The organism is Salmonella sp. 2020_1459 (assembly GCF_043847915.1).
GTDB lineage: Bacteria > Pseudomonadota > Gammaproteobacteria > Enterobacterales > Enterobacteriaceae > Salmonella > Salmonella enterica.
Genome location: NZ_JBCMFA010000004.1, coordinates 19128 through 43046, shown reverse-complemented (window position 1 = coordinate 43046; position 23919 = coordinate 19128). Strand labels below are relative to the sequence as shown.

Annotated in this window: 19 protein-coding genes; 12 read left to right on the top strand and 7 right to left on the bottom strand. The window is 54.2% G+C overall.

Annotation, left to right across the window (positions count from 1 at the left end; all coding sequences use genetic code 11):
* Nucleotides 1–230 precede the first annotated feature (230 nt).
* From aroK to trpS, 7 genes are all read left to right on the top strand, one after another.
* Nucleotides 231–752, top strand: coding sequence for a shikimate kinase AroK (gene aroK / locus ACH0VJ_RS12140; RefSeq protein WP_000818621.1), 522 nt, complete (start codon nt 231–233; stop codon nt 750–752).
* A 56-nt stretch (nt 753–808) separates the two neighbouring features.
* On the top strand, nt 809–1897 hold the full coding sequence (gene aroB, locus ACH0VJ_RS12135; RefSeq protein WP_000439820.1) for a 3-dehydroquinate synthase: 1089 nt from the start codon (nt 809–811) through the stop codon (nt 1895–1897).
* A gap of 97 nt (nt 1898–1994) precedes the next feature.
* A complete protein-coding gene (gene damX / locus ACH0VJ_RS12130) occupies nt 1995–3272 on the top strand; it encodes a cell division protein DamX (protein WP_000343142.1) in 1278 nt (425 codons plus the stop codon).
* 180 nt (nt 3273–3452) lie between these two features.
* Complete coding sequence (gene dam, locus ACH0VJ_RS12125) at nt 3453–4289, top strand: adenine-specific DNA-methyltransferase (protein WP_000742132.1); 837 nt, start codon at nt 3453–3455, stop codon at nt 4287–4289.
* A 17-nt stretch (nt 4290–4306) separates the two neighbouring features.
* Entirely contained in the window at nt 4307–4984 is a 678-nt protein-coding gene (gene rpe, locus ACH0VJ_RS12120; protein WP_000816283.1) for a ribulose-phosphate 3-epimerase, read from the top strand.
* Nucleotides 4977–5735: a phosphoglycolate phosphatase gene (gene gph / locus ACH0VJ_RS12115; RefSeq protein ID WP_000359652.1), complete on the top strand. Its 759-nt coding sequence runs from the start codon at nt 4977–4979 to the stop codon at nt 5733–5735. The genes rpe and gph overlap by 8 nt, the downstream gene beginning before the upstream one ends.
* The gene (trpS, locus tag ACH0VJ_RS12110) at nt 5728–6732 is read left to right on the top strand and encodes a tryptophan--tRNA ligase (RefSeq protein WP_000165562.1); all 1005 of its coding nucleotides are present in this window, start codon (nt 5728–5730) and stop codon (nt 6730–6732) included. The genes gph and trpS overlap by 8 nt, the downstream gene beginning before the upstream one ends.
* A 144-nt stretch (nt 6733–6876) precedes the next feature.
* Here trpS and ACH0VJ_RS12105 read toward each other — a convergent pair whose 3' ends face one another.
* The 7 genes from ACH0VJ_RS12105 to tsgA all read right to left on the bottom strand — a co-directional run bounded on the left by ACH0VJ_RS12105 (nt 6877) and on the right by tsgA (nt 20299).
* Nucleotides 6877–7047: a YhfL family protein gene (locus tag ACH0VJ_RS12105; protein ID WP_000472323.1), complete on the bottom strand. Its 171-nt coding sequence runs from the start codon at nt 7045–7047 to the stop codon at nt 6877–6879.
* A 192-nt stretch (nt 7048–7239) separates the two neighbouring features.
* Nucleotides 7240–13200: an autotransporter domain-containing protein gene (locus tag ACH0VJ_RS12100; protein ID WP_086048286.1), complete on the bottom strand. Its 5961-nt coding sequence runs from the start codon at nt 13198–13200 to the stop codon at nt 7240–7242.
* Between the two features lie 328 nt (nt 13201–13528).
* Nucleotides 13529–14902: a siroheme synthase CysG gene (gene cysG / locus ACH0VJ_RS12095; protein ID WP_000349897.1), complete on the bottom strand. Its 1374-nt coding sequence runs from the start codon at nt 14900–14902 to the stop codon at nt 13529–13531.
* 11 nt (nt 14903–14913) lie between these two features.
* Nucleotides 14914–15723, bottom strand: a complete 810-nt coding sequence (nirC, locus tag ACH0VJ_RS12090) for a nitrite transporter NirC (protein WP_000493576.1) — start codon at nt 15721–15723, stop codon at nt 14914–14916.
* A 265-nt stretch (nt 15724–15988) separates the two neighbouring features.
* Nucleotides 15989–16315, bottom strand: coding sequence for a nitrite reductase small subunit NirD (gene nirD, locus ACH0VJ_RS12085; protein ID WP_000084814.1), 327 nt, complete (start codon nt 16313–16315; stop codon nt 15989–15991).
* The gene (nirB, locus tag ACH0VJ_RS12080; RefSeq protein WP_086048287.1) at nt 16312–18855 is read right to left on the bottom strand and encodes an NADPH-nitrite reductase large subunit; all 2544 of its coding nucleotides are present in this window, start codon (nt 18853–18855) and stop codon (nt 16312–16314) included. The genes nirD and nirB overlap by 4 nt, the downstream gene beginning before the upstream one ends.
* A gap of 262 nt (nt 18856–19117) precedes the next feature.
* Nucleotides 19118–20299 (bottom strand): MFS transporter TsgA, encoded by a 1182-nt coding sequence (tsgA, locus tag ACH0VJ_RS12075; protein ID WP_000185267.1) that lies wholly within the window; start codon nt 20297–20299, stop codon nt 19118–19120.
* Between the two features lie 276 nt (nt 20300–20575).
* On the opposite strand from tsgA, the gene ppiA reads away from it, so the two are divergent.
* The 5 genes from ppiA (at nt 20576) to ACH0VJ_RS12050 (ending at nt 23914) form a co-directional block, all read left to right on the top strand.
* Nucleotides 20576–21148 carry a peptidylprolyl isomerase A gene (gene ppiA, locus ACH0VJ_RS12070; RefSeq protein WP_000920478.1) on the top strand — a complete coding sequence of 191 codons (573 nt, stop codon included), beginning with the start codon at nt 20576–20578 and terminating at the stop codon, nt 21146–21148.
* 108 nt (nt 21149–21256) lie between these two features.
* The gene (locus ACH0VJ_RS12065) at nt 21257–21424 is read left to right on the top strand and encodes a YhfG family protein (protein WP_001521109.1); all 168 of its coding nucleotides are present in this window, start codon (nt 21257–21259) and stop codon (nt 21422–21424) included.
* Nucleotides 21414–22016 (top strand): putative adenosine monophosphate-protein transferase Fic, encoded by a 603-nt coding sequence (locus ACH0VJ_RS12060; RefSeq protein WP_001280680.1) that lies wholly within the window; start codon nt 21414–21416, stop codon nt 22014–22016. Before ACH0VJ_RS12065 ends, ACH0VJ_RS12060 begins: the two co-directional genes overlap by 11 nt.
* A gap of 31 nt (nt 22017–22047) precedes the next feature.
* Complete coding sequence (gene pabA, locus ACH0VJ_RS12055; protein WP_000601878.1) at nt 22048–22611, top strand: aminodeoxychorismate synthase component 2; 564 nt, start codon at nt 22048–22050, stop codon at nt 22609–22611.
* An 85-nt stretch (nt 22612–22696) separates the two neighbouring features.
* Nucleotides 22697–23914: an aspartate aminotransferase family protein gene (locus ACH0VJ_RS12050; protein WP_000190023.1), complete on the top strand. Its 1218-nt coding sequence runs from the start codon at nt 22697–22699 to the stop codon at nt 23912–23914.
* Nucleotides 23915–23919: the final 5 nt, after the last annotated feature.

Here is a 23919-nt window from a genome sequence, read left to right as displayed (position 1 = left end):
ACAATTTGTAGGCCGGATATGTTGTTCTGGCCGCCATCCGGCAACGCTAACTCGGGTTTTGCAACAATCAGGCTTGGTGATTTATTCAGTTGCCAAACCCGCTTGAGTATTGAGATAATTTTCAGTCTGACTCTCGCAATATCTTATGAGGTTTCAGTTCATGTCCTGCTGCGCTGGGTGTCTGTGAAGCGGGTTTACCATTAACGAATAGTCTTAGTAGTACCGAAAAAATGGCAGAGAAACGCAATATCTTTCTGGTTGGGCCTATGGGTGCCGGAAAAAGCACTATTGGGCGCCAGTTAGCTCAACAACTCAATATGGAATTTTACGATTCTGATCAAGAGATTGAGAAACGAACCGGAGCTGATGTGGGCTGGGTCTTCGATGTTGAAGGTGAAGACGGCTTCCGTAATCGTGAAGAAAAAGTTATCAACGAATTGACGGAAAAACAGGGTATTGTGCTGGCAACCGGCGGTGGCTCTGTAAAATCGCGTGAAACGCGTAACCGTCTCTCCGCGCGTGGCGTCGTGGTCTACCTTGAAACGACCATCGAAAAACAACTGGCGCGCACGCAGCGTGATAAAAAACGCCCGCTGTTGCAGGTTGAAGCACCGCCTCGCGAAGTTCTGGAAGCGCTGGCTAACGAACGCAATCCGCTGTACGAAGAGATTGCCGACGTCACCATTCGCACCGACGATCAAAGCGCTAAGGTTGTGGCAAACCAGATTATTCATATGCTGGAAAGCAACTAATTCAAGCAGAATACGCTGGGTAAGCGGGCACAAGTAACTAAGGTGGATGTCGCGTCATGGAGAGGATTACAGTCACTCTCGGGGAACGTAGTTACCCGATCACCATCGCGGCTGGTTTGTTTAACGAACCAGCTTCATTCTTGCCGCTGAAATCAGGCGATCAGGTCATGTTAGTGACCAACGAAACCCTGGCGCCGCTTTATCTGGACAAGGTTCGCGGCGTACTCGAACGGGCGGGCGTTAACGTAGACAGCGTGATTCTTCCTGACGGCGAGCAGTATAAGAGCCTGACGGTGCTGGATACGGTGTTTACGGCGTTACTGAAAAAACCGCATGGTCGTGATACCACGCTGGTCGCGCTTGGCGGCGGCGTGATTGGCGATCTTACCGGTTTTGCGGCGGCCAGCTACCAGCGAGGCGTTCGTTTCATCCAGGTGCCAACTACCTTACTGTCGCAGGTTGATTCTTCCGTGGGCGGGAAGACCGCCGTCAACCATCCCCTTGGCAAAAACATGATTGGCGCGTTTTACCAACCCGCTTCTGTGGTTGTCGATCTTGATTGCCTGAAAACGCTTCCCGCACGCGAACTGGCATCGGGACTGGCAGAGGTGATCAAATACGGCATTATACTCGACGCGGACTTCTTCACCTGGCTTGAGGATAATCTGGATGCGCTGTTGCGTCTGGACGGCCCGGCGATGGCGTACTGTATTCGTCGTTGTTGCGAGCTGAAAGCCGAAGTTGTTGCCGCCGACGAGCGTGAAGCGGGCTTACGTGCTTTACTGAATCTTGGACATACCTTTGGCCACGCCATTGAAGCGGAAATGGGATATGGCAATTGGTTACATGGTGAAGCCGTTGCCGCAGGTATAGTGATGGCTGCGCGCGCATCCGAGCGTTTGGGGCAGTTCAGTTCTGCTGATACGCAGCGCATCATCGCTCTACTCGAGCGGGCCGGGCTGCCAGTCAATGGCCCTTGCGAGATGTCCGCGCAGGACTATTTGCCGCACATGCTGCGAGATAAAAAAGTGTTAGCGGGGGAGCTGCGTTTAGTGCTTCCGCTGGCCATAGGGAAAAGTGAAGTGCGCGGCGGAGTGTCGCACGAAGTCGTTCTTAGCGCGATTGCTGACTGTCAGCAGGCGTAACAACAAGAAAGGTCAGACTGATATTGCGTAGATGTCAGTCTTTTAGCTTCAGGTTATGTGCAATGTCGTAAGCATTAACCTTTGAGTGGGGTGTTAAATGGATGAATTCAAACCAGAAGACGAGCTGAAACCCGATCCCAGCGATCGTCGTACTGGTCGTTCTCGTCAATCTTCAGAACGCGATAATGAGCCGCAGATCAACTTTGATGACGTTGATCTGGACGCCGACGATCGCCGTCCGACGCGTACGCGTAAAGCGCGTAGTGAAGAACCTGAAGTTGAAGAAGAGTACGAATCCGATGAAGACGATACGGTGGACGAAGAGCGTGTTGAACGCCGCCCACGTAAGCGTAAAAAAGCGGCCCATAAGCCAGCCTCTCGTCAGTACATGATGATGGGCGTTGGCGTACTGGTGCTGCTGCTGTTGATTATCGGTATCGGCTCCGCGCTGAAAGCCCCCTCAACGTCTTCCAGCGAGCCGTCGGCCTCTGGCGAAAAGAGTATCGATCTTTCCGGTAACGCCGCCGATCAGGCGAATGCGACCCAGCCTGCGCCGGGCGCCACCTCCGCAGAACAAACCGCGGGCAATACGTCGCAGGATATTTCGTTGCCGCCGATTTCTTCAACGCCGACGCAGGGACAGTCGCCTGTGGTCGCTGACGGTCAGCAGCGCGTGGAAGTGCAGGGCGATCTGAATAATGCGCTGACGCAGAATCCAGAGCAGATGAACAATGTTGCGGTGAACTCTACGTTGCCGACAGAGCCTGCAACCGTCGCGCCAGTTCGCAATGGCAGCACGACGCGTCAGGCGGCGGTTAGCGAACCTGCTGAGCGTCATACCACGCGTCCGGAACGTAAACAGGCCGTCATTGAACCTAAGAAACCGCAGACCACGGCGAAAACCACCACTGCGGAACCGAAGAAACCGGTCGCGCCAGTGAAACGCACGGAACCGGCAGCGCCAGCCGCGACGCCGAAAGCGACCACCACGACGGCTGCGCCGACAGCGACGGCAAGCGCTGCGCCGGTACAAACCGCGAAGCCAGCGCAAGCCTCGACGACGCCTGTCGCAGGCGGCGGGAAAAGCGCCGGCAACGTTGGCGCATTAAAGAGTGCGCCATCCAGCCACTACACATTGCAGCTCAGTAGTTCTTCAAATTACGACAACCTGAACGGTTGGGCGAAGAAAGAGAACCTGAAAAATTATGTGGTATACGAGACGACGCGTAATGGACAACCGTGGTATGTGCTGGTAACGGGGATGTATGCTTCGAAAGAAGATGCTAAACGTGCGGTGTCCACCTTACCTGCCGATGTGCAGGCGAAAAACCCGTGGGCAAAACCGTTGCATCAGGTTCAGGCCGATCTGAAATAATCCAGGCTGTGTCCTGCAATTGCCTGTGAGTGTCGCTGACAGCTATTTTTGTTCAGGACAGGCGCGAGGGGCGCATTTGCTACCGTCAAATGCGCCGTAAAGCAACGCGGCACAGCCTAAAGCGCAGGATGCTGTCGGAGCTTTCTCCACAGCCGGAGAAGGTGTAATTAGTTAGTCAGCATGAAAAAAAATCGCGCTTTTTTGAAGTGGGCAGGGGGAAAATACCCTCTGCTTGATGATATCAAACGACATTTGCCAAAAGGCGAGTGCCTTGTCGAACCTTTTGTGGGTGCCGGATCGGTGTTTCTTAACACCGACTTTTCTCGTTATATCCTCGCCGATATCAACAGCGACCTTATTAGCCTCTATAACATCGTGAAGTTACGTACTGACGAGTATGTACAGGCTTCGCGCGAGCTGTTTATGCCTGAAACTAACCAGGCTGAGGTCTATTACCAACTCCGTGAGGAGTTCAACACCTGCCAGGACCCCTTTCGTCGGGCGGTACTGTTTTTATATCTGAACCGCTACGGTTATAACGGACTCTGTCGCTATAACTTACGCGGGGAATTTAATGTACCGTTTGGTCGTTATAAAAGACCTTACTTCCCGGAAGCGGAGTTGTACCACTTTGCAGAAAAAGCGCAGAATGCGTTCTTTTACTGTGAGTCATACGCAGACAGTATGGCGCGTGCGGACAAGTCGTCGGTGGTCTATTGCGATCCGCCTTATGCGCCGCTATCCGCCACGGCTAACTTCACAGCGTATCACACCAATAGTTTTAGCCTGACGCAACAAGCGCATCTGGCGGAAATCGCTGAGAATCTGGTCAGTAACCGGATACCGGTGCTCATTTCCAACCATGATACGGCGCTCACACGCGAGTGGTATCAACTCGCAAAATTGCATGTCGTCAAAGTTAGACGCAGTATAAGCAGCAACGGCGGCACACGTAAAAAGGTGGACGAACTGCTGGCTCTGTACCAACCAGGAGTCGCAACGCCTGCAAGAAAATAATTCTCAAGGAGAAGCGGATGAAACAGTATTTGATTGCCCCCTCAATTCTGTCGGCTGATTTTGCTCGCCTGGGTGAAGACACCGCCAAAGCGCTGGCTGCCGGTGCTGATGTTGTACACTTTGACGTCATGGATAATCACTATGTGCCGAACCTGACTATCGGCCCGATGGTGCTGAAATCCCTGCGTCAGTACGGTATTACCGCGCCTATTGATGTCCACCTGATGGTCAAGCCAGTCGACCGTATCGTGCCCGACTTTGCCGCCGCTGGCGCGAGCATCATTACCTTTCACCCGGAAGCCTCCGAACATGTTGACCGCACGCTACAGCTGATTAAAGAACACGGCTGTAAAGCGGGGCTGGTATTCAACCCGGCAACGCCGCTCAGTTATCTCGATTACGTCATGGACAAACTGGATGTGATCCTGCTGATGTCCGTGAACCCAGGCTTCGGCGGCCAGTCTTTTATTCCGCAGACGCTGGATAAACTGCGCGAAGTGCGTCGCCGCATTGATGCGTCCGGTTACGACATTCGCCTGGAAGTGGACGGCGGCGTGAAGGTGAACAATATCGGCGAGATCGCCGCAGCTGGTGCGGACATGTTTGTTGCGGGGTCGGCAATTTTCGATAAACCCGACTACAAAAAAGTGATTGATGAAATGCGCAGTGAGCTGGCAAAGGTAAGTCATGGATAAGTTGCAGAATATTCGGGGCGTCGCCTTTGATCTTGACGGTACGCTGGTGGATAGCGCGCCGGGTCTTGCCGCGGCGGTAGATATGGCGCTGTATGCGCTGGAACTGCCGGTTGCGGGCGAGGAGCGCGTGATTACCTGGATTGGTAACGGCGCAGACGTATTGATGGAACGCGCGCTGACCTGGGCTCGCGAGGAGCGCGCCACGCTGCGTAAGACGATGGGGAAACCGCCCGTTGATGAAGATATTCCTGCCGAGGAACAGGTACGCATTCTGCGTAAACTGTTCGACAGGTATTATGGCGAAGTGGCGGAAGAAGGCACCTTTTTATTTCCGCATGTCGCCGACACGCTGGGCGCGCTGCACGCCAGCGGATTGTCATTAGGTCTGGTGACGAATAAGCCGACGCCGTTCGTCGCGCCGTTGCTGGAATCGCTTGATATCGCCAAATACTTTAGTGTGGTTATCGGCGGCGATGATGTGCAAAATAAGAAGCCGCATCCGGAGCCGCTGTTGCTGGTGGCAAGCCGGCTGGGCATGATGCCGGAGCAGATGCTTTTTGTCGGCGATTCGCGTAATGATATTCAGGCTGCAAAAGCGGCGGGCTGCCCTTCGGTTGGCCTGACATACGGCTACAATTATGGCGAAGCGATCGCTCTTAGCGAGCCGGACGTCATTTATGACAGTTTTAACGATCTTTTGCCCGCACTTGGGCTTCCGCATAGCGATAACCAGGAAATAAAAAATGACTAAGCCCATCGTTTTTAGTGGCGCACAGCCCTCAGGTGAATTGACCATTGGCAACTATATGGGGGCATTGCGTCAGTGGGTAAACATGCAGGATGACTATCATTGCATCTACTGCATCGTAGACCAACATGCTATTACCGTGCGTCAGGACGCGCAGCAGCTACGTAAAGCGACGCTGGATACGCTGGCGCTGTACCTGGCATGTGGTATTGATCCTGAAAAGAGCACTATTTTCGTTCAGTCCCATGTGCCGGAACATGCGCAGCTTGGCTGGGCGCTGAACTGCTATACCTATTTCGGCGAGCTGAGCCGTATGACGCAGTTTAAAGATAAATCTGCGCGCTATGCGGAAAACATTAACGCCGGCCTGTTTGATTACCCGGTGCTGATGGCGGCAGACATCCTGTTGTACCAAACCAATCTGGTGCCGGTAGGCGAAGATCAGAAGCAGCATCTGGAACTGAGCCGCGATATCGCCCAGCGTTTCAACGGGCTGTATGGCGATATTTTCAAAGTACCGGAACCGTTTATTCCAAAATCCGGCGCGCGCGTGATGTCGCTGCTGGAGCCGACAAAGAAAATGTCCAAATCGGACGATAACCGTAATAACGTGATCGGCCTGCTGGAAGATCCGAAATCGGTAGTGAAGAAAATCAAACGTGCGGTCACTGACTCCGACGAGCCGCCGGTAGTGCGTTATGATGTGAAAGAGAAAGCGGGTGTCTCTAACCTGCTGGATATTCTTTCCGCCGTGACCGGTCAGAGCATTCCTGAACTGGAAAAACAGTTTGAAGGTAAAATGTATGGCCATTTGAAAGGCGAAGTGGCGGAGGCGGTTTCCGGAATGTTGTCTGAGTTGCAGGAGCGCTATCACCGTTTCCGCAACGACGAAGCGTTCTTGCAGAAGGTGATGAAAGACGGGGCGGAAAAAGCCAGCGCACGTGCGGCCGAAACGCTGAAAGCCGTTTACGAAGCCATTGGCTTTGTGGCGAAACCGTAAGGGTTATTGCTTGCCCGATGGCGCTAGCTTATCGGGCCTACAAACGAGCGTAAGTTGGACAAGGCATCTGCGCCGTACCGTTTATCAGACCTGTAAAAAAACCGGGAAAATCCCGGTTTTTTTGTATCTGCGCAGTCGTTTCTATTATTGATCGGCAGCCGGGCCGCAACCGCCAATAATTTTAGAAATAGAAATTGCAGGGTGCAGCAAATAATCGTAGCTGCAGTTATTTTTTTTGTTTTCGATATGACCAGTACAAGCAGTGAGCGTCGCCAGAACCCCTGCCACAACGGCAATTTTTACAAATTTAAACATTTCAAAATCCTTGTTGATAAAACGAGCACTACTGGTGGAATAAATATAAGATCTATTTAGCGTATAGTACGATAGCAATTAATGAATCATCCAGGTAGTCCAAATAAGGACTTTATCTTTACCAGGGGATATGATTTAAAAAGGCCGCTTAATAATAAGCGGCCTTTATTAGTGTTATATAATGTCGTTTATTTAACGAAATGTTTTCTTAACGTTAAGCATAAAGCCTTTATCGCTGATACCGTCTTCTTTCCACTGGTAGGCATCCAGATGTAGCGCGGTATCATTGCTGCTGTATTTCACGCCGATGGTTGCCAGACCATTAACGCCGCCGCCTTTTTGACCGTCATCCACGCCGAACGATTGACCCGCCGCACCCTGTAATGACGCTGTACGCTGGCTCTTGCTGTAGCTCAGGTTCGGGCCGCCTTCCAGGGTAGCGGTGGCGCTCCAGCCGTCTTTCCCGGCGTAATCCAGCTTCAGGCCGACAATAGAGTCTACCGCCGTTTCGTTGCCAGAGTTCATCGACAGGTTAAAATCTCCGGCGCTGCGCTCTTTGTAGCCATCTTCCATGGTGTGACGGAATTTCACTCCGGCATACGGCGTGACTTTCAGCGTATCACTCATCATGGTGAAAGTTTTCGCCCCTTCACTGCGAAACTCAAGGTACTGCTGACGCATGTCGGAATCGGCAATTTTGTTGACATCGCCATAAGCGACAGAACGGCTGCTGTCGAGGTTGTGCACGTCATAACGCAGGCTGTTGTTCCACGCCAGACCTTCATCAAACGCCATGCTGTGCTTCAGGCCAAAGAACTGGCTGTAGCCGCCGGTCAGGCCGTTATCGCCTGCGGTTTTCGAACCGTCACCATCCAGACGCGCAATACCGTACTCCAGCGTCAGATTCTGGCTGGCGGTGAGATCCAACGTCTGGCGTAATGCCAGCATGTCGTACTGGGTGTCGTTGCCCAGCTCCGCACGTGGGTCGCCTTTCGCCACCACGTTGAACGCCAGACCATCTTTAATTTGCGGCGCGGCGTCGGCCAGCATGGTAAAGCGGTTGCTGAGTACTCGCGCTTCACGGAATACCGTGGTGGCTTGAGCACCGCTCACCTGCTTGAGTGCGCTGTTCAGCTCGGCGGTAGTCCCCACATTAAGGCTGGTGTACAGCTCGTTGTTGGTGTAACCGGCGTCCAGCGCCTGCGCCACGTCGCTTACCGAGCTGTCGGTCGCCACATCGGCATAGGCGTTTTTGGTCATGGTGACGTCAACGTTGCCGTCGGCATCCTGGCTTCCCTGGGCGTTCCAGACGACGGAAGTGGACTGAATCGCGCCCGCGTCAGACAGGTTGCTGCCCTCAACCACGTTGTCAAAGCTGACGGTGGTGTCGGCGGTGCCTGCAGTGAACCCGGTGTTAATTTCCACACCGTTCATGCTGGCATTGCTGACCATCAATTTACCGGCGCTGCCATCAGCGCTGGTGCCGACCACGTAGCCCGACAGGTTGTTGGTGGCAGATGAATCTGCACTGTCGCTGGTGGTAACGGTCGTCGTGCCATCGGTAATGGTGGGTTCCGTGGGGGCAGTGAAGTCAACATAATGCACTTCCGTACCGTCGCCGTTTTCGCCGCTGCCTTCAATGGTTTTACCGTCCTGCTTGATAAAGCCGGAACCGGTCACGCTGTCATCAATGTAGACCGTGCCGTTGTTGACGATATGGCCGTTGCTGCCCAACTGGCTGAAGGCGTAGGAGTTGCTGGCGTAAATATTGATGGTGCCATTGTTCTCGATCACTGCATCGGATTTTGCATCTGATTCCAACTGCATCCCGACCATTCCGGTTTGCGTGGTGCCGACTGTACCCACATTGATAGTGCCGTTATTGACCATCTTCGCGCTGCCATGCGCCGACATCGCCACATTGCCGGTTTTATCAATGTTGATGGTGCCGTCGTTAATCGCCTTGCTGCCGCCGTTATTTTTCGCCGTGGTGATCTGCCCGTTAATAACACCGGTGCTGCCGTTATACAGGGTGTGCCCGCTCCCGCCGGTGGCGATATCGGCATCGCTATTCACCGTTCCCCAGTTATTGAAGGCGCCAGCCCACAGGCCGTCGTTTATTAGCGTTACAACGCCGCCTTCGAGGTTATTAAACGTACCGCCTTTATCAACAGAACCATTGTTGATGATCCCTGCGTTATTAACGGTTGCGGCACCGGTAAAGTTCAGCTTATCGATTTCGCCGCCTGAGTAGTTATTCAGTACCGTACTGCCCGATGCGCCGACCCAGGCCGACACTGTGCCTATGTTATTCATGGTGCTGGCCCACTGCTCAACCGCGTTCATGGAGCCGCTGTTGTTGATAATGGAACCCGCTACCGTGGTCCCCGTTTTCCCGGTCACGGTGCCGGTATTGTTGAACACGCCGCCGTCTACGGAAACGGCAGCCGTTGTTCCCTCGTTGGTATAGACGCCGCCTTTGTCGATGCCGACGCTGCTGATGCTGCCGGTGGACTCGTTGGTGACATCACCGTAATTTCTGACGGTGACCTTGCCGCCGCTGACGATGCCTGCGTTGGTGACGTGTACGGTCTGCGTTGCGATCGGATTGGTGATGATGGTTTCACCGGTCAGCGTTTCACCCTCGGCGGTAATCTCATCACCATCGCTAAAGGAAAGGGATACATTGCTATCGGTTGGGTTGTACTCGTCACTGTTCTGGCAAGCGCTGTCATAGCAAACGGTGCCGTAGTTAACTACGGTGCTACTGCTGTCGGTCAGGAAGGGCTGGCCGTAATCGGCATCAATATTGATGATGCCGCTGGTGTCGTTGATGACGACGCCGCCGCTGAGCGCCGCCATCCCGACCAGCTCGTTTGCCTGGCCGGTAACGCCGTCATCGGCGGTCAGGGTGATCACGCCCTGGTTAATGGCGGTGCCGCCGTTAAGCGCCATCATGCCGAACCCGGCGTTGTTGACGGTAATATTGCCGGTGTTGATAGCGGTGGCGTCGCCATTACCACTGCTGGTGGAACCTGCCACCATCCCCGAACTGGTGAGATAAAGCTGCGACGGTTTCCAGTAATTTGTGCCGGTGATGTTGTTTTCATCATCCAGCGTCGGGACAAAGCCGTCCAGATAGATATCGCCTGCGTTTGACGCTGTTCCTTTGCTGGCAGCGACGCCATATACGCCCGCGCCCTGCAAATGGATAGTGGCGCCCTCATCGTTAACGACATCGCCATAATCCGAAGCCATCATGGCGTAAAAGGTGTGGGTGTACCATTCCAGTGGGTATGTGCCAATACCGCCATTGCCCTGCGGCGTCTGGTTAGAAATGATGGTGATATCGCCGCCGGCTTTGTTATGAACAGCCGCTCCCTCGCCACTAGCCCTTGTGATGGCTGCACGATCCTCACTGCTGTTGCTACTGGTCGCGTAGACAAGAATATCTCCGCTGTTGCTGACTTCCGCGCCGTTATCTGCGCGAATGACGGAATACACGCCATGGCTTGTAATATCGCCTTTATTTTCAATTGATGTGCCTTCGCCATCAGCCATCAGCAACGCGTTGTAGGTGTAATAGCCTGTGGGTATATAACTGACATTAACGTCAACAACTGAGTCATCACCCAGAATCAGGGAGCCGCCGTTGTTGACCCGCGCCAGTACAACGTGACCCCCCACTACCGTGTTGGTATCAATGGTAGAATGACCGTTTAGCGTAACGGTACTGTTACCGCTGACGCTGATGCCGGTAATGTCTGCAGAGGTTCCATCAAATGGATCCTCGCTGTGGGTGATATTAATACCGCCGTCAATCTCAACGTCGTTATCATCACCTGTTACGCTCAGGCCAACAACGTCCAGGTATTGTCCGCCGGTGGCGGACAGATCGTTGTCATCAATATTCAGCGCGCCATTAAGGGTAACGGTATTGCCGTTACCGCCGACGACAACGCCGGTTAACGGGGGAGCCCCGGCAGCCAGATCATCCTGCCCGTAGTCGGCGCTGATATTTACGTTGCCGGTGATATCAACGGTGTTGCTGTCGCCGCTCACGTTCACGCCTGTCGCTGAGCTAAACACGCCTTCGCTGTCCTGGACTGAGACAACGTTAATATCGCCATCCAGCGTAACCTGCGACATATCGCCGCTCACCAGCGCGCCGGTGCCGTTAAGGCTGACGTCAATATCCCCTTTGTTTTTGAAGGTGTTTTTTTCGCCTGCAACCACAAAACCTATGGAGTCTGCATCACGTACGGTGGCGTTGCCGGTATTTTTTGCTTCATTTCCGGTACCGTAGGTGATGATGCCCATCGCGCCGTCGGTGACCAGCAGATCGCCCGCCTGGGTCAGGCTGCCGTTGTCGCCGTTGATAATCACGGCGGCAGAGCCCGCGCCATCCACCGCGATATCACCGGTATTGGTGGTATGGGCGTCGTCGCCGTCAATGCGCGTACCGACGGCGCCGCCGGAGATAGTCTGATTACCTTCGTTGATAACGAGCGCGTTGTCGCCATCGATATACAGCGCCGTGGAGTCCGCGCCGCTGACGGTAGTGCTCCCGGCGTTATCGATCACCACGTTATCGCCGGTAATGTGGCCGCCGGTGCCGCCGTCGGTGATGGTCATATCACCGTCATTGTTGACGCGGGCGTTATTGCCGTCAATGACGGTGCCGGTGGAGCCTGCGCCGCTGATGTCAGAGGTACCGGTATTCTTAATCGTGGCGTTGTCGCCGTCGATGATGATGGCGGTACCGCCGCCGCTCACGGCAATGTCACCAGCGAAATTGGTGGTGGTGCCGTTGCCGGAAATCAGCGCGCCGGTGGCGTTGTCCACCGTTGAGTGGCCCGAAATGGTATTGGTAGTGCCGTCACCGGAGATAACCATGCCGGTGGCACCGTCGGTCACACTGGAGTCTCCGGTGAGCGTGTTGACGGTTCGATCGCCGGAAATAATCACGCCGGTGCGATCCTGGCCGCTGATATCCATGCCGCGATCGGAATTATGCGCCTGGTCATCGCCGCTGATAACGGTGGTGTTATCGTCGGCAATAATCAGATAGCCACGGCTGTCGTACTTCCAGTAGAGACCATTTTCCTGGGTGCCTTCAATCACGGCGGCATTGGCGTCGGTCACGTCCCAGCCGGTGACGTTCAGCGTTTTGCCGTCCGCGGTGGTGAGCTGCCACTGGTTGTCCTGTTCTGAATAATTCCACACGGCACCCTCGAGAACGCTGCCGTTATCCAGTTTGAAGCTATCGAAGGTCAGGGTGTCTTTGCCTTTATCTATGGTGACGCCGTTGCTGAAGGTAATAACAGAGTCATCTGGGGGCGTGTCGTCGTCGTCGCCGCTATCATCGGGCGGGGTCACATCGTCATCGCCGCTGTCATCGGGCGGGGTCACATCGTCATCGCCGCTATCGTCGGGCGGGGTTACATCGTCATCGCCGCTATCGTCAGGCGGGGTTACATCGTCATCGCCGCTATCGTCAGGCGGGGTTACATCGTCATCGCCGCTATCGTCGGGCGGGGTTACATCGTCATCGCCGCTATCATCAGGCGGGGTTACATCGTCATCGCCGCTATCGTCGGGCGGGGTTACATCGTCATCGCCGCTATCGTCGGGTGGGGTTACATCGTCATCGCCGCTATCATCGGGTGGGGTTACATCGTCATCGCCGCTATCGTCGGGTGGGGTCACATCGTCATCGCCGCTATCGTCGGGTGGGGTCACATCGTCATCGCCGCTATCATCGGGTGGGATCACATTGTCATCGCCGCCATCGTCAGGCGGGGTGACGTTGCCGCCATCGTCGGGCGGGGTAACGTCGCCGCCATTATCGGGCGTAGGGGGGGTATAAGAATGATTAGAATCTCCGCCACCGTTATTTTCAACGCCAATAGCCACACCTGCGACCAGTGCAGCAACGCCGCCAGCAACCCAGCCCCAGTGATTATCATTTTCAGGTGTAGCAAGGCAGGTCGGTGAGAGTTTTGCGCGTTTTTCTTTAGGCAGGGAGGAGATATTACTGGGACATTCTTTTTCATCATCGTTATTTTCTGCGGCGATGGCCGGAATGTAATAACTTTGTAGCGTTAAAGCGATAGCGATAGAAATAAGTTTTTTCTTTTGCATAGGGTTCATCCTTAATTAATATTTTCCTTGCGTACTAAACATATGCAGAGAGCGATACAGGCAATGATGAAATGGCCAGAAGAAAAATTATGCTTTAGTGTTTATTTTATCACCCGATAACCAGGTCAGGTCAAATTGAGTGCTTAACGGTGTTATTTATTGTATGAATGAATAATAGGTGAATTTGACGAGTAAAAGGGTTTTTAGGCAAGATTATTACTATTTAAATTTTCCTGGTGTATTTAAGGTTGATTTCTTAATTCACTTTTAAGTAAAAATAATTTGAGATTACGAGTAGTTGTAAAATAAAGCCCTGTTATTCAGGGCTTTATTTTAATTAATAATTAGAGAACCAATTTAATTTATCGCGTAAGCCAACGACCCGGCCAACGATAATCAGCGCCGGGCTTTCAACCTGTTGCGCTAATTCACCGAGCTGCGTCAGCACACCGTGGACGACGCGTTGCTTCACGGAGGTACCGTTTTCTACCAGCGCAACCGGCATATCGGCCTGCATACCGAATGCGATCAGTTTTTCCTGGATAGTCGCTGCCTGATTCAGCCCCATGTAGAACACCAGCGTCTGTTTTTCTGCCGCCAGGTTTTCCCAGTCCAGCTCGCCGCCGGTTTTCAGGTGACCGGTGACCAGACGTACGCTCTGGGCGTAATCGCGATGGGTTAGCGGAATACCGGAGTAGGCGGAACAGCCGGAAGCCGCGGTAATCCCCGGCACTACCGAGAAAGGAATACCGGCATGACACAGCGTTTCCAGCTCTTCGCCGCCGCGACCAAAGATAAAGGGATCGCCGCCTTTCAGGCGTACCACGCGTTTACCTTTTTGCGCTTCACGCAGCAGGATCTGGTTGATTTCCTCCTGTGGGACGCAGTGGTAACCTGCGCGTTTCCCCACAAAGACCCGATCGGCATCGCGGCGTACCAGGTTCATAATGTCGTCGGAGACGAGGCGATCGTAAACCACGATATCCGCCTGTTGGATTTGTTGTAACCCTTTCAGCGTCAGCAGTCCGGCATCGCCCGGCCCGGCGCCGACCAGCACGACTTCGCCACGGTGATCCAGCGGTTCGCTAAACAGGCGTTCGGTTGTCGCGTTAACCGCTTTCTCGTCGGCATTCGCCAGCGACTGCGCCAGCCGGTCATTGACGAAAAATTTTTCCCAGAAGCGACGACGCTCGCCCATCGTGGCAAACTGCTTTTTCACCCGGGCGCGGAGTTGCCCGGCATAGCGCGCGACCTGCCCCAGATGCTGCGGCAGCAGCGATTCCAGTTTCTCGCGCAGCAGACGCGCCAGCACCGGGGAAGTGCCGCCCGAGGAGACGGCGACCATCAGCGGCGAGCGGTCAATAATTGAGGGCATGATAAAGCTGGCGGCTTTCGGCGCATCCACCACGTTGCAGAAGATACGGCGTGACTCCGCCGCGTCGCTGACGCGCTGGTTGACGGTATCGTCGTCAGTGGCCGCGATCGCCAGCCAACACGAGTCGAGAAGCGTTTCGTCGAACGGTCCCTCAACCAGAGTCAACATGCCTTCATTTGCCCATACGGTGAACTGTGGAATAAAGGTTAGCGCATTGACCGTTAAACGTGCGCCTGCTTCCAGCAATAACCGTGCTTTGCGTTCTGCGACATCGCCACCGCCGACGATCAGACAGTCGCGGTCGCGTAATTGACAAAATATAGGCAAATGGTCCACGACATTACCCCTTAATGGTTGGCTGTAACCTTAATTTGGTTGGTTTTTTGCGGAACAGGACGCTCCGATTTCGGCGTAGCATACCAATAACCCAATCCCATGAACACGACGCCGGACAAAGTATTACCCAGAGTGACCCATAACAGGTTGTGTCCGATTCCGGACAGGGTATAGGCGTCGCTGTGATGACCAAACCAGGAGAGGGCGAACAGCGTCATATTCGCGACGGAGTGCTCGTAGCCGGAAGCGATAAACGCCAGCAGACACCACCAGATAGCAAGAAATTTTGCCGTGCCTTCGGTGCGGATTGCCATCCAGATTGCCAGACAAACCAGCCAGTTACACAGCGCGCCTTTGAAGAACAGTACCGTGGCGGGCGCGGTGGTTTTCGCCAGCGCGACTGAGTGAACGATGCTGGTATCGACCGGCAATAAACTGCCGCCGCCCCAGCTGTAAAGCAGGGCGACAAACACGGAACCGACCAGGTTGCCGAGCCAGGTTTGCGGCAGGATAGCCCACATTTGACCGTGGCTGATGGTGCCTGCTTTGACGCCCAGCGTCAGGAACATGGTGTGGCCGGTAAACAGTTCGGAACCGGCGATGATGACCAGCGTTAAGGCGATACCGAAGGTCGCTCCCATCACCAAAGGACGCACGGACGGGTCGAGCAGATTGCCGAGGGTGAAAATAAGAATGATGCCGAGACCGACATAAGCCCCGGCCATTGCCGAACTGACCCAGAAGCCGAGCGGATTATTCGCCGACAGGCGTGCGATGCGCGCAGCGTTAGCCGCACACTTATTGATAGTGTCTGTAAACATTTGATTATCCTTTTCTCACTTCATCCTTTGCACTGCCTCTTTGTTGGCTGCCCTCGCTCACCCCAGTCACATAGTGAACTATGTTCCTGGGGATTAATGAGGGACATCCTTGTCCCTCACCGAAGGCAGCCAGCGGCTGTTCAAATTCGTTCCTGACGAATTTGTTGCTCAGTTGCCGCCGCGATGCAGTACAAATGATTTTGTGATAACAATTAAAATGAAAAAAAATACAAAAAAGGGGAGGCGTTGCGCCTCCCAAAAATAATTAACCGCGCAACTGCACCACGCCGTCTTTCACCCGCGCGTCGTAATGTTTCACAGAAAACTGCTCATCTTCCATGCATAAACCATCGCTCAGGCGGAAGCGCTGCTTTTTCAACGGGCTGGCGACCCACAGTTCGCCCTGGTGTTCCGCAATCAGCCCACGAGACAGCACGCTGGCCTCAAAGAACGGGTCGATGTTGCTGATCGCGAACACCTGATCGCTATGGTAAGGACGGAAAATTGCCACCTGCTCGCCGCCTGACAGCGCGCAGACGCCGGTTCCCGGCAGGATGTCATCGATTTTGCAGATGTTTTGCCACTGGCTCATGCGTTTTCCCCCACCAGAGTGACCGGGATACGTTCATACGGCGTGGCCGGACGATGCTGTTCGCGTTCAGGCACAACCTGGACATTTGGGTCGCGTTTGTCGCTGTTGATGAAGTGTTTGAAACGAACCTGCGCCGCTGGCGTGTTGACGGTCTCCGTCCACTCGCAGACCACCGCTTCACGCAGACGGGCCATCTCTTCTTCCAGATGTTCGTTCAGGCCCAGCTTGTCGTCGATGATGACCGATTTCAGATACTCGATGCCGCCTTCCAGGTTATCCAGCCATGGCGCGGTACGGGTCAGCTTATCGGCGGTACGGATGTAGAACATCATAAAGCGGTCGAGGTACTTGAGCAGCGTGTCGCGATCGAGATCGGCTGCCAGCAGATCCGCATGACGCGGTTTCATCCCGCCGTTACCGCAGACGTACAGGTTCCAGCCTTTCTCAGTGGCGATAATGCCGACATCTTTACCCTGCGCTTCCGCACATTCACGGGTACAGCCGGAGACGCCGAACTTCATTTTGTGCGGGGTGCGAATGCCTTTGTAGCGGTTTTCCAGCTCCACGCCGAAACCGACGCTGTCGCCCACGCCGTAGCGGCACCAGGTGCTGCCGACGCAGGTTTTCGCCATCCGCAGCGCTTTGGCGTACGCGTGACCGGTTTCGAAACCGGCTTCAATCAGTTGACGCCAGATTTCCGGCAGATCGTCTTTTTGCGCGCCAAACAGACCGATACGCTGAGAACCGGTGATTTTGGTATAGAGGTTAAACTCGCGGGCGATACGCCCCACGGCCACCAGACCTTCCGGGGTGATTTCACCGCCCGCCGAGCGCGGGATCACCGAGTAGGTGCCGTCTTTCTGAATATTCGCCAGGAAGTTATCGTTAGTATCCTGTAGCGGCGTGTGCTGCGGTTTGAGGATGTATTCGTTCCAGCACGACGCCAGCAGCGAACCGACGGTCGGCTTACACACTTCGCAGCCGTAGCCTTTACCGTGTTTCGCCAGCAGTTCTTCAAAGGTTTTGATACCTTCCACGCGGATTAAGTGGAACAGTTCCTGACGAGAATAAGCAAAGTGCTCGCACAGGTTGTTGTTGACTTCAATACCCTGTTTCGCCAGTTCGGCGTTCAGTACCTGCGTCACCAGCGGGATGCAGCCGCCGCAGCCGGTTCCGGCTTTGGTTTCCGCTTTCAGCGCCGCCACGGTATGGCAGCCTTTATTGATAGCGGCGATCAGATCGCCTTTAGTCACATCGAAGCAGGAGCAGATCTGCGCGCTGTCCGGCAGTTTATCCACGCCGATAGCGGGTTTACCACTGCCCGCGTGCGACGGCAGGATCAGCGAATCCGGGTTTTCCGGCAGTTCGATGGCGTTCAGTACCAGTTGCAGCAAATTGCCGTAATCGCTGGTGTCGCCGACCAGTACTGCGCCGAGCAGAGTTTTGTTATCTTCGCTGACAATAAGACGTTTGTAGACTTCTTTGCTTTCATCGAGGTAAACGTAGCTACGCGCGCCCGGCGTGCGGCCATGCGCGTCGCCGATGCCGCCGACGTCCACGCCCAGCAGCTTCAGTTTGGCGCTGAGATCCGCGCCTTCAAAGGCGTTTGCACTGCCGAGGATATGGTCAACGGCAACCTGGGCCATTTTATAGCCTGGTGCGACCAGACCGTAAACGCGGTTGTTCCAACTGGCGCACTCGCCGATAGCGTAGATATCCGGGTCAGACGTCTGGCAGGTGTCGTTAATCACGATCCCGCCGCGCTGCGCGACGGCCAGACCGCACTGGGTAGCCAGCTTGTCGCGGGGGCGAATACCGGTAGAGAAGACGATAAAATCGACTTCCAGCTCGCTGCCGTCGGCAAAACGCATAGTCTTACGCGCTTCGTTACCCTGCTGAACAATCTCTTGCGTGTTTTTACTGGTGTGTACACGCACGCCCATGCTTTCGATCTTGCGACGTAGCTGCTCGCCGCCCATCTGATCGAGCTGTTCTGCCATCAGCATTGGCGCAAATTCAATGACGTGCGTTTCCACGCCGAGGTTTTTCAGCGCGCCAGCGGCTTCCAGCCCCAGCAGACCGCCGCCGACCACCGCCCCGCGCTTGCTGCGACGGGCGCAGGCTTCGATAGCGTTGAGGTCTTCAATGGTACGGTAAACGAAGCAATCCTGGGTTTCGGAGCCTTTAATCGGCGGAATCCACGGATATGAACCGGTCGCCATGATCAGCTTGTCATAATAAACGGTACGACCCGCGCTGGAGTGAATCACTTTCTCCTGACGGTTAATGGTAATTGCGCGTTCGCCAACCAGTACCTTTACGCCGTGCTTCTCGTAAAATCCTTCACGCACCAGAGAGAGCTCTTCCGCGGTGTGGTGAGAGAAGTAGGATGACAGGTGGACACGGTCATAGGCTTTACGGGGTTCTTCACAGAACACGGTAATGTCGAACAGGCTAGCGTCGGATTTATCAAGGAGATCCTCAATAAAGCGGTGGCCGACCATACCATTACCGATAATAGCGAGTCTGACTTTGCTCATTTTTGCCTCGATTTCTTTTTTATTACCGCCTACCTTAACGATTCAGCAACCCCGCTTATTGATGTAAATCAAATTCACCTTTATATACCTCTTAATGGGTATATGGCTGATTTGTCAGGATTTTTATAAGTGGCGGAATTGTCAGGCTTTTCAGGTTTGTACAAATAACATACAAAATGAGGGGTTTTTAGGCCAACAGGCCTACCCCGTCAGGAGGGGGGATAGAGTGCCGGAGGGCGACGTCGCCATCCGGCAAGGATTATCAATGCGTAGCCGGCGCGCTATGCTGACGATGACGGGAGACAAAGCCGAGCGCAAAGCACATCACAAAGACCACCGCATACAGACCATTCGCGGTGAGTAACGCCGCCTGTGGGCCGCTGTGCGCTACAATCGGGCCGGTGACGACGAAGGTCAGCATCGTTCCGATAGTGCCGCAGGTCAGAATAAAGTTAACCAGCTTAGGCGAGGCCACTTTCGTTTGCTGCGATCCCAGCGTAATGATGGAGGTATAAATGGCGCTGGAGAAGAAGCCCAGCGTCAGAATAAACCACGGCATATGCGCCTGCGTGCCGGTAATAAACAGATACATCAGTACCGCCGCCATACCCGCCAGTACGGTCAGAATGCGTTGCAGATCGAAAAAGCGCAGGATAAAGCTGAACGCCCACATGCCAAACATATAGGACATCCAGAAATCACTCACCAGCGCCCCGGCGTCATTCAGGCTCATGCCGAGGCCTTTGGCGTATTCCGGCACCCAGGAGATAAAGCCTAATTGACCGAGGATATAGCACAGCGCGGCGACGGCCAGAAACAGTACGCCAATGCCCCATTTTTCTTTGACGACAGGCGCCTGAGAGTGCTGCGCATGTTTACCCAGCGCCGGAAATTCACAGCCGAAGGTCAGGATGAAAATCGCCAGGTAGACCAGGCCGATGCAGGCGTAGACCCAGTACCACTCAATACTACGCGCCAGCAGGAAGGCGGCGACCATAGGAAAAATCATCCCCGCCATGCTGAAGAAGGAGTCGGTAAACAGCAGTCGGGAACCGCGCTGACGCCCTTCATACAGTTGCGTAATCAGGAAGGTGCCAATCGACATGGTGATCCCGCTGACCAGCCCCAGCACAAACATCGCCGCTGAGAACAACGCCAGGCTATGGCTGAACATCAGCCCGGCCACCGCCAGCACCATCAGGATAAAACCAAAGCGTAGCTGTGTTTTCAGCGGGATGATTTCCATCAGCCACGCATTGAGGAAGATCGAGATCAAAATCCCGGCATTCAGGAAAGTAAAGGTGTTACTCATGCTGGAAACGGGCAGCTGAAAATAGTCTGCGATATTTCCCATCACCATCCCGGTGACAATCACCAGCGCCCCGGTCAGGGCGTAGGAAAGAAAGCTGATCCATGTGAGCTTGATGCGGTTGCTGTTAGTCATGTCTGGCCTTGAAGAGAAGTGAAGCGCGTGGAGGGCGCGTTAAGCGGGCAGATTTTAGGCGCTTTTGTGATGCATTTAAATAATTATTAGTGATAGTAATGTTCATTGCATTTTTTAATGTGATGTTTGTCACATCATATTGCAAGAATACGGCGTTGCGTCGTAACGTTACATTTGTTTCATATACGTAAAATTAGGTAAAGGGCTGGCCTGGCCCAGGAAGGCTCTTTAAAATCATTCCACTTGCTTTATTTCTGCTCTCTTTAAGGAAATCTCATGCTCAAATCGACTCTGGCGGCTGTCGCAGCTGTTTTCGCTCTTTCTGCTCTTTCTCCCGCAGCGTTGGCAGCAAAAGGCGATCCTCATGTGCTGTTAACCACCTCCGCCGGGAATATTGAGCTGGAGCTGAACAGCCAGAAAGCGCCGGTTTCTGTGAAAAACTTTGTCGATTACGTCAACAGTGGTTTCTATAACAACACTACGTTTCACCGCGTTATTCCTGGCTTTATGATTCAGGGTGGTGGTTTTAACGAGCAGATGCAGCAGAAGAAACCGAATCCGCCGATTAAGAATGAAGCCGACAACGGTCTGCGTAATACTCGCGGCACGATCGCGATGGCGCGCACCGCAGATAAAGACAGCGCCACCAGCCAGTTCTTTATTAACGTCGCGGATAACGCTTTTCTCGACCACGGCCAGCGCGACTTTGGCTATGCGGTATTTGGTAAAGTGGTAAAAGGTATGGATGTCGCCGATAAAATCTCACAGGTACCGACGCACGATGTCGGGCCTTATCAGAATGTGCCGACAAAACCAGTCGTTATCCTTTCCGCGAAAGTCCTGCCATAAAACATGCCTGCGCGGGTGCGAGCCGCCCGCGTTTTCTCCCTGTCTCAGCGTAACCTGAAATTGCTGCTTATACTTGTGGTCAAGCACAGGCATATTCAGGGAGGCCAGGTGAAGAAACTTACCGATAAACAAAAGTCACGCTTTTGGGAGCAACGGCGCAACGTTAACTTCCAGCAAAGCCGCCGTCTCGAAGGTATTGAGATCCCCTTAGTAACCCTGACTGCCGACGAAGCGCTGGTACGTCTTGACGAGCTTCGGAGGCACTATGAGCGATAAATTTGGCGAAGGACGCGATCCGTACCTCTATCCGGGGCTGAATGTGATGCGTAATCGGCTGGGGATTCATCAGGCCCAGCGACTGGCGCAAGCGGCATACGAAATGACCGCGCTCCGCGCCGCTACGATTGAACTGGGGCCGCTGGTACGCGGCTTGCCTCATCTGTGCGCGATTCATCGCCAGCTCTATCAGGATATTTTCGACTGGGCAGGGCAACTGCGGAAGGTCGATATTTACCAGGGCGATACCCGTTTTTGCCACTTTGCCTATATCGAAAAAGAGGGCAACGCTCTGATGCAGGATCTGGAAGAAGAGGGCTACCTGGTTGGTCTGGCGCACGAGAAGTTTGTCGAGCGGCTGGCGCATTACTACTGTGAAATTAATGTGCTTCATCCGTTTCGTTTGGGGAGCGGGCTGGCGCAGCGCATCTTCTTTGAACAACTGGCGCTACATGCAGGCTACGCGCTGAGTTGGCAAGGTATTGCGGTTGAAACATGGAAGCAGGCGAACCAGAGCGGCGCGATGGGCGATCTCTCCGCTTTGCGGGCGATTTTTCAGAAAGCGATAAGCGAAGCTCGCGAAACTGAGTAAAATAGGGCGGTTCTACTGACCCGGAGCCGCCATGATCCTGCTTATCGATAACTATGATTCCTTTACCTGGAACCTCTACCAGTATTTTTGTGAACTGGGCGCGGAAGTGCAGGTTCGGCGCAATGATGCGCTGACGCTGGCGCACATTGACGCTTTGAACCCGCAAAAAATCGTTATCTCTCCTGGCCCCTGTACGCCAAATGACGCTGGCATTTCACTGGCGGTCATCCGCCATTATGCCGGACGTATTCCGATGCTGGGCGTTTGCCTGGGTCATCAGGCGATGGCGCAGGCCTTTGGCGCGTCGGTGGTGCGGGCAGCGAAAGTGATGCACGGTAAAACGTCACCTGTTACGCATAATGGACAGGGCGTGTTTCGGGGATTGCCCAGCCCGTTAACCGTGACACGTTACCACTCGCTGATTGTCGACCCTGCCACGTTGCCAGAGTGTTTTGAGATCACCGCCTGGAGCGAAACGCAGGAGATTATGGGCATTCGCCACCGCGAGTGGGATCTGGAAGGCGTGCAGTTCCACCCGGAAAGTATTCTTAGCGAACAGGGACACGCGCTACTGGAAAATTTTCTTCAACGTTGATTAATGGTTGTCATTGAGTGATTTTTTATTCATATTTTGTGAGTATAATTTCACTGAATTTTCTGCTTAACCGGGTGGTAATGATATGGCAACTGAACAAACGGCTATTACGCGCGCAACTTTTGATGAGGTGATTCTGCCTGTTTATGCACCGGCGGACTTTATTCCGGTCAAAGGTAAAGGCAGCCGCGTATGGGATCAGCAGGGCAAAGAGTATATCGATTTCGCCGGCGGGATTGCAGTGACTGCGCTGGGCCATTGCCATCCGGCACTGGTCGAGGCGCTGAAATCCCAGGGGGAAACCTTGTGGCATACCAGTAACGTTTTTACCAATGAACCGGCGTTGCGTCTGGGACGTAAACTGATCGACGCCACGTTTGCCGAGCGCGTGCTGTTTATGAATTCCGGCACCGAAGCGAACGAAACCGCTTTTAAACTGGCGCGTCATTATGCCTGCGTGCGCCATAGCCCGTTCAAAACGAAAATCATTGCCTTCCATAACGCCTTTCATGGCCGTTCCTTGTTTACTGTCTCTGTCGGCGGGCAGCCAAAATATTCCGACGGCTTTGGGCCGAAACCCGCCGATATTATTCACGTTCCCTTCAACGATCTTCATGCGGTAAAAGCGGTAATGGATGACCACACCTGCGCGGTGGTGGTCGAGCCGATTCAGGGTGAAGGCGGCGTGCAGGCGGCTACACCGGAATTCCTCAAAGGGTTACGCGACCTGTGTGACGAGCATCAGGCGTTGCTGGTATTTGATGAAGTGCAGTGCGGGATGGGGCGCACCGGAGACCTGTTTGCCTATATGCACTACGGCGTCACGCCGGATATCCTCACCAGCGCCAAAGCGTTAGGCGGCGGTTTTCCGGTGAGCGCCATGCTGACCACGCAGGAGATCGCCTCGGCCTTCCATGTTGGTTCGCATGGTTCAACCTATGGCGGCAATCCGCTGGCCTGTGCGGTGGCTGGCGCGGCATTCGATATTATTAATACGCCAGAAGTACTACAAGGCATTCACACTAAGCGGCAACAGTTTGTGCAACATTTGCAGGCGATTGACGAGCAATTTGACATTTTCAGCGATATTCGCGGCATGGGGCTGCTGATTGGCGCGGAACTGAAGCCGAAGTACAAAGGTCGGGCGCGCGATTTTCTGTACGCAGGCGCGGAGGCCGGCGTGATGGTGCTCAATGCCGGAGCCGACGTGATGCGTTTTGCCCCGTCGCTGGTGGTGGAAGAGGCGGATATCCATGAAGGAATGCAGCGCTTTGCGCAGGCGGTAGGGAAGGTGGTGGCCTGATGGCG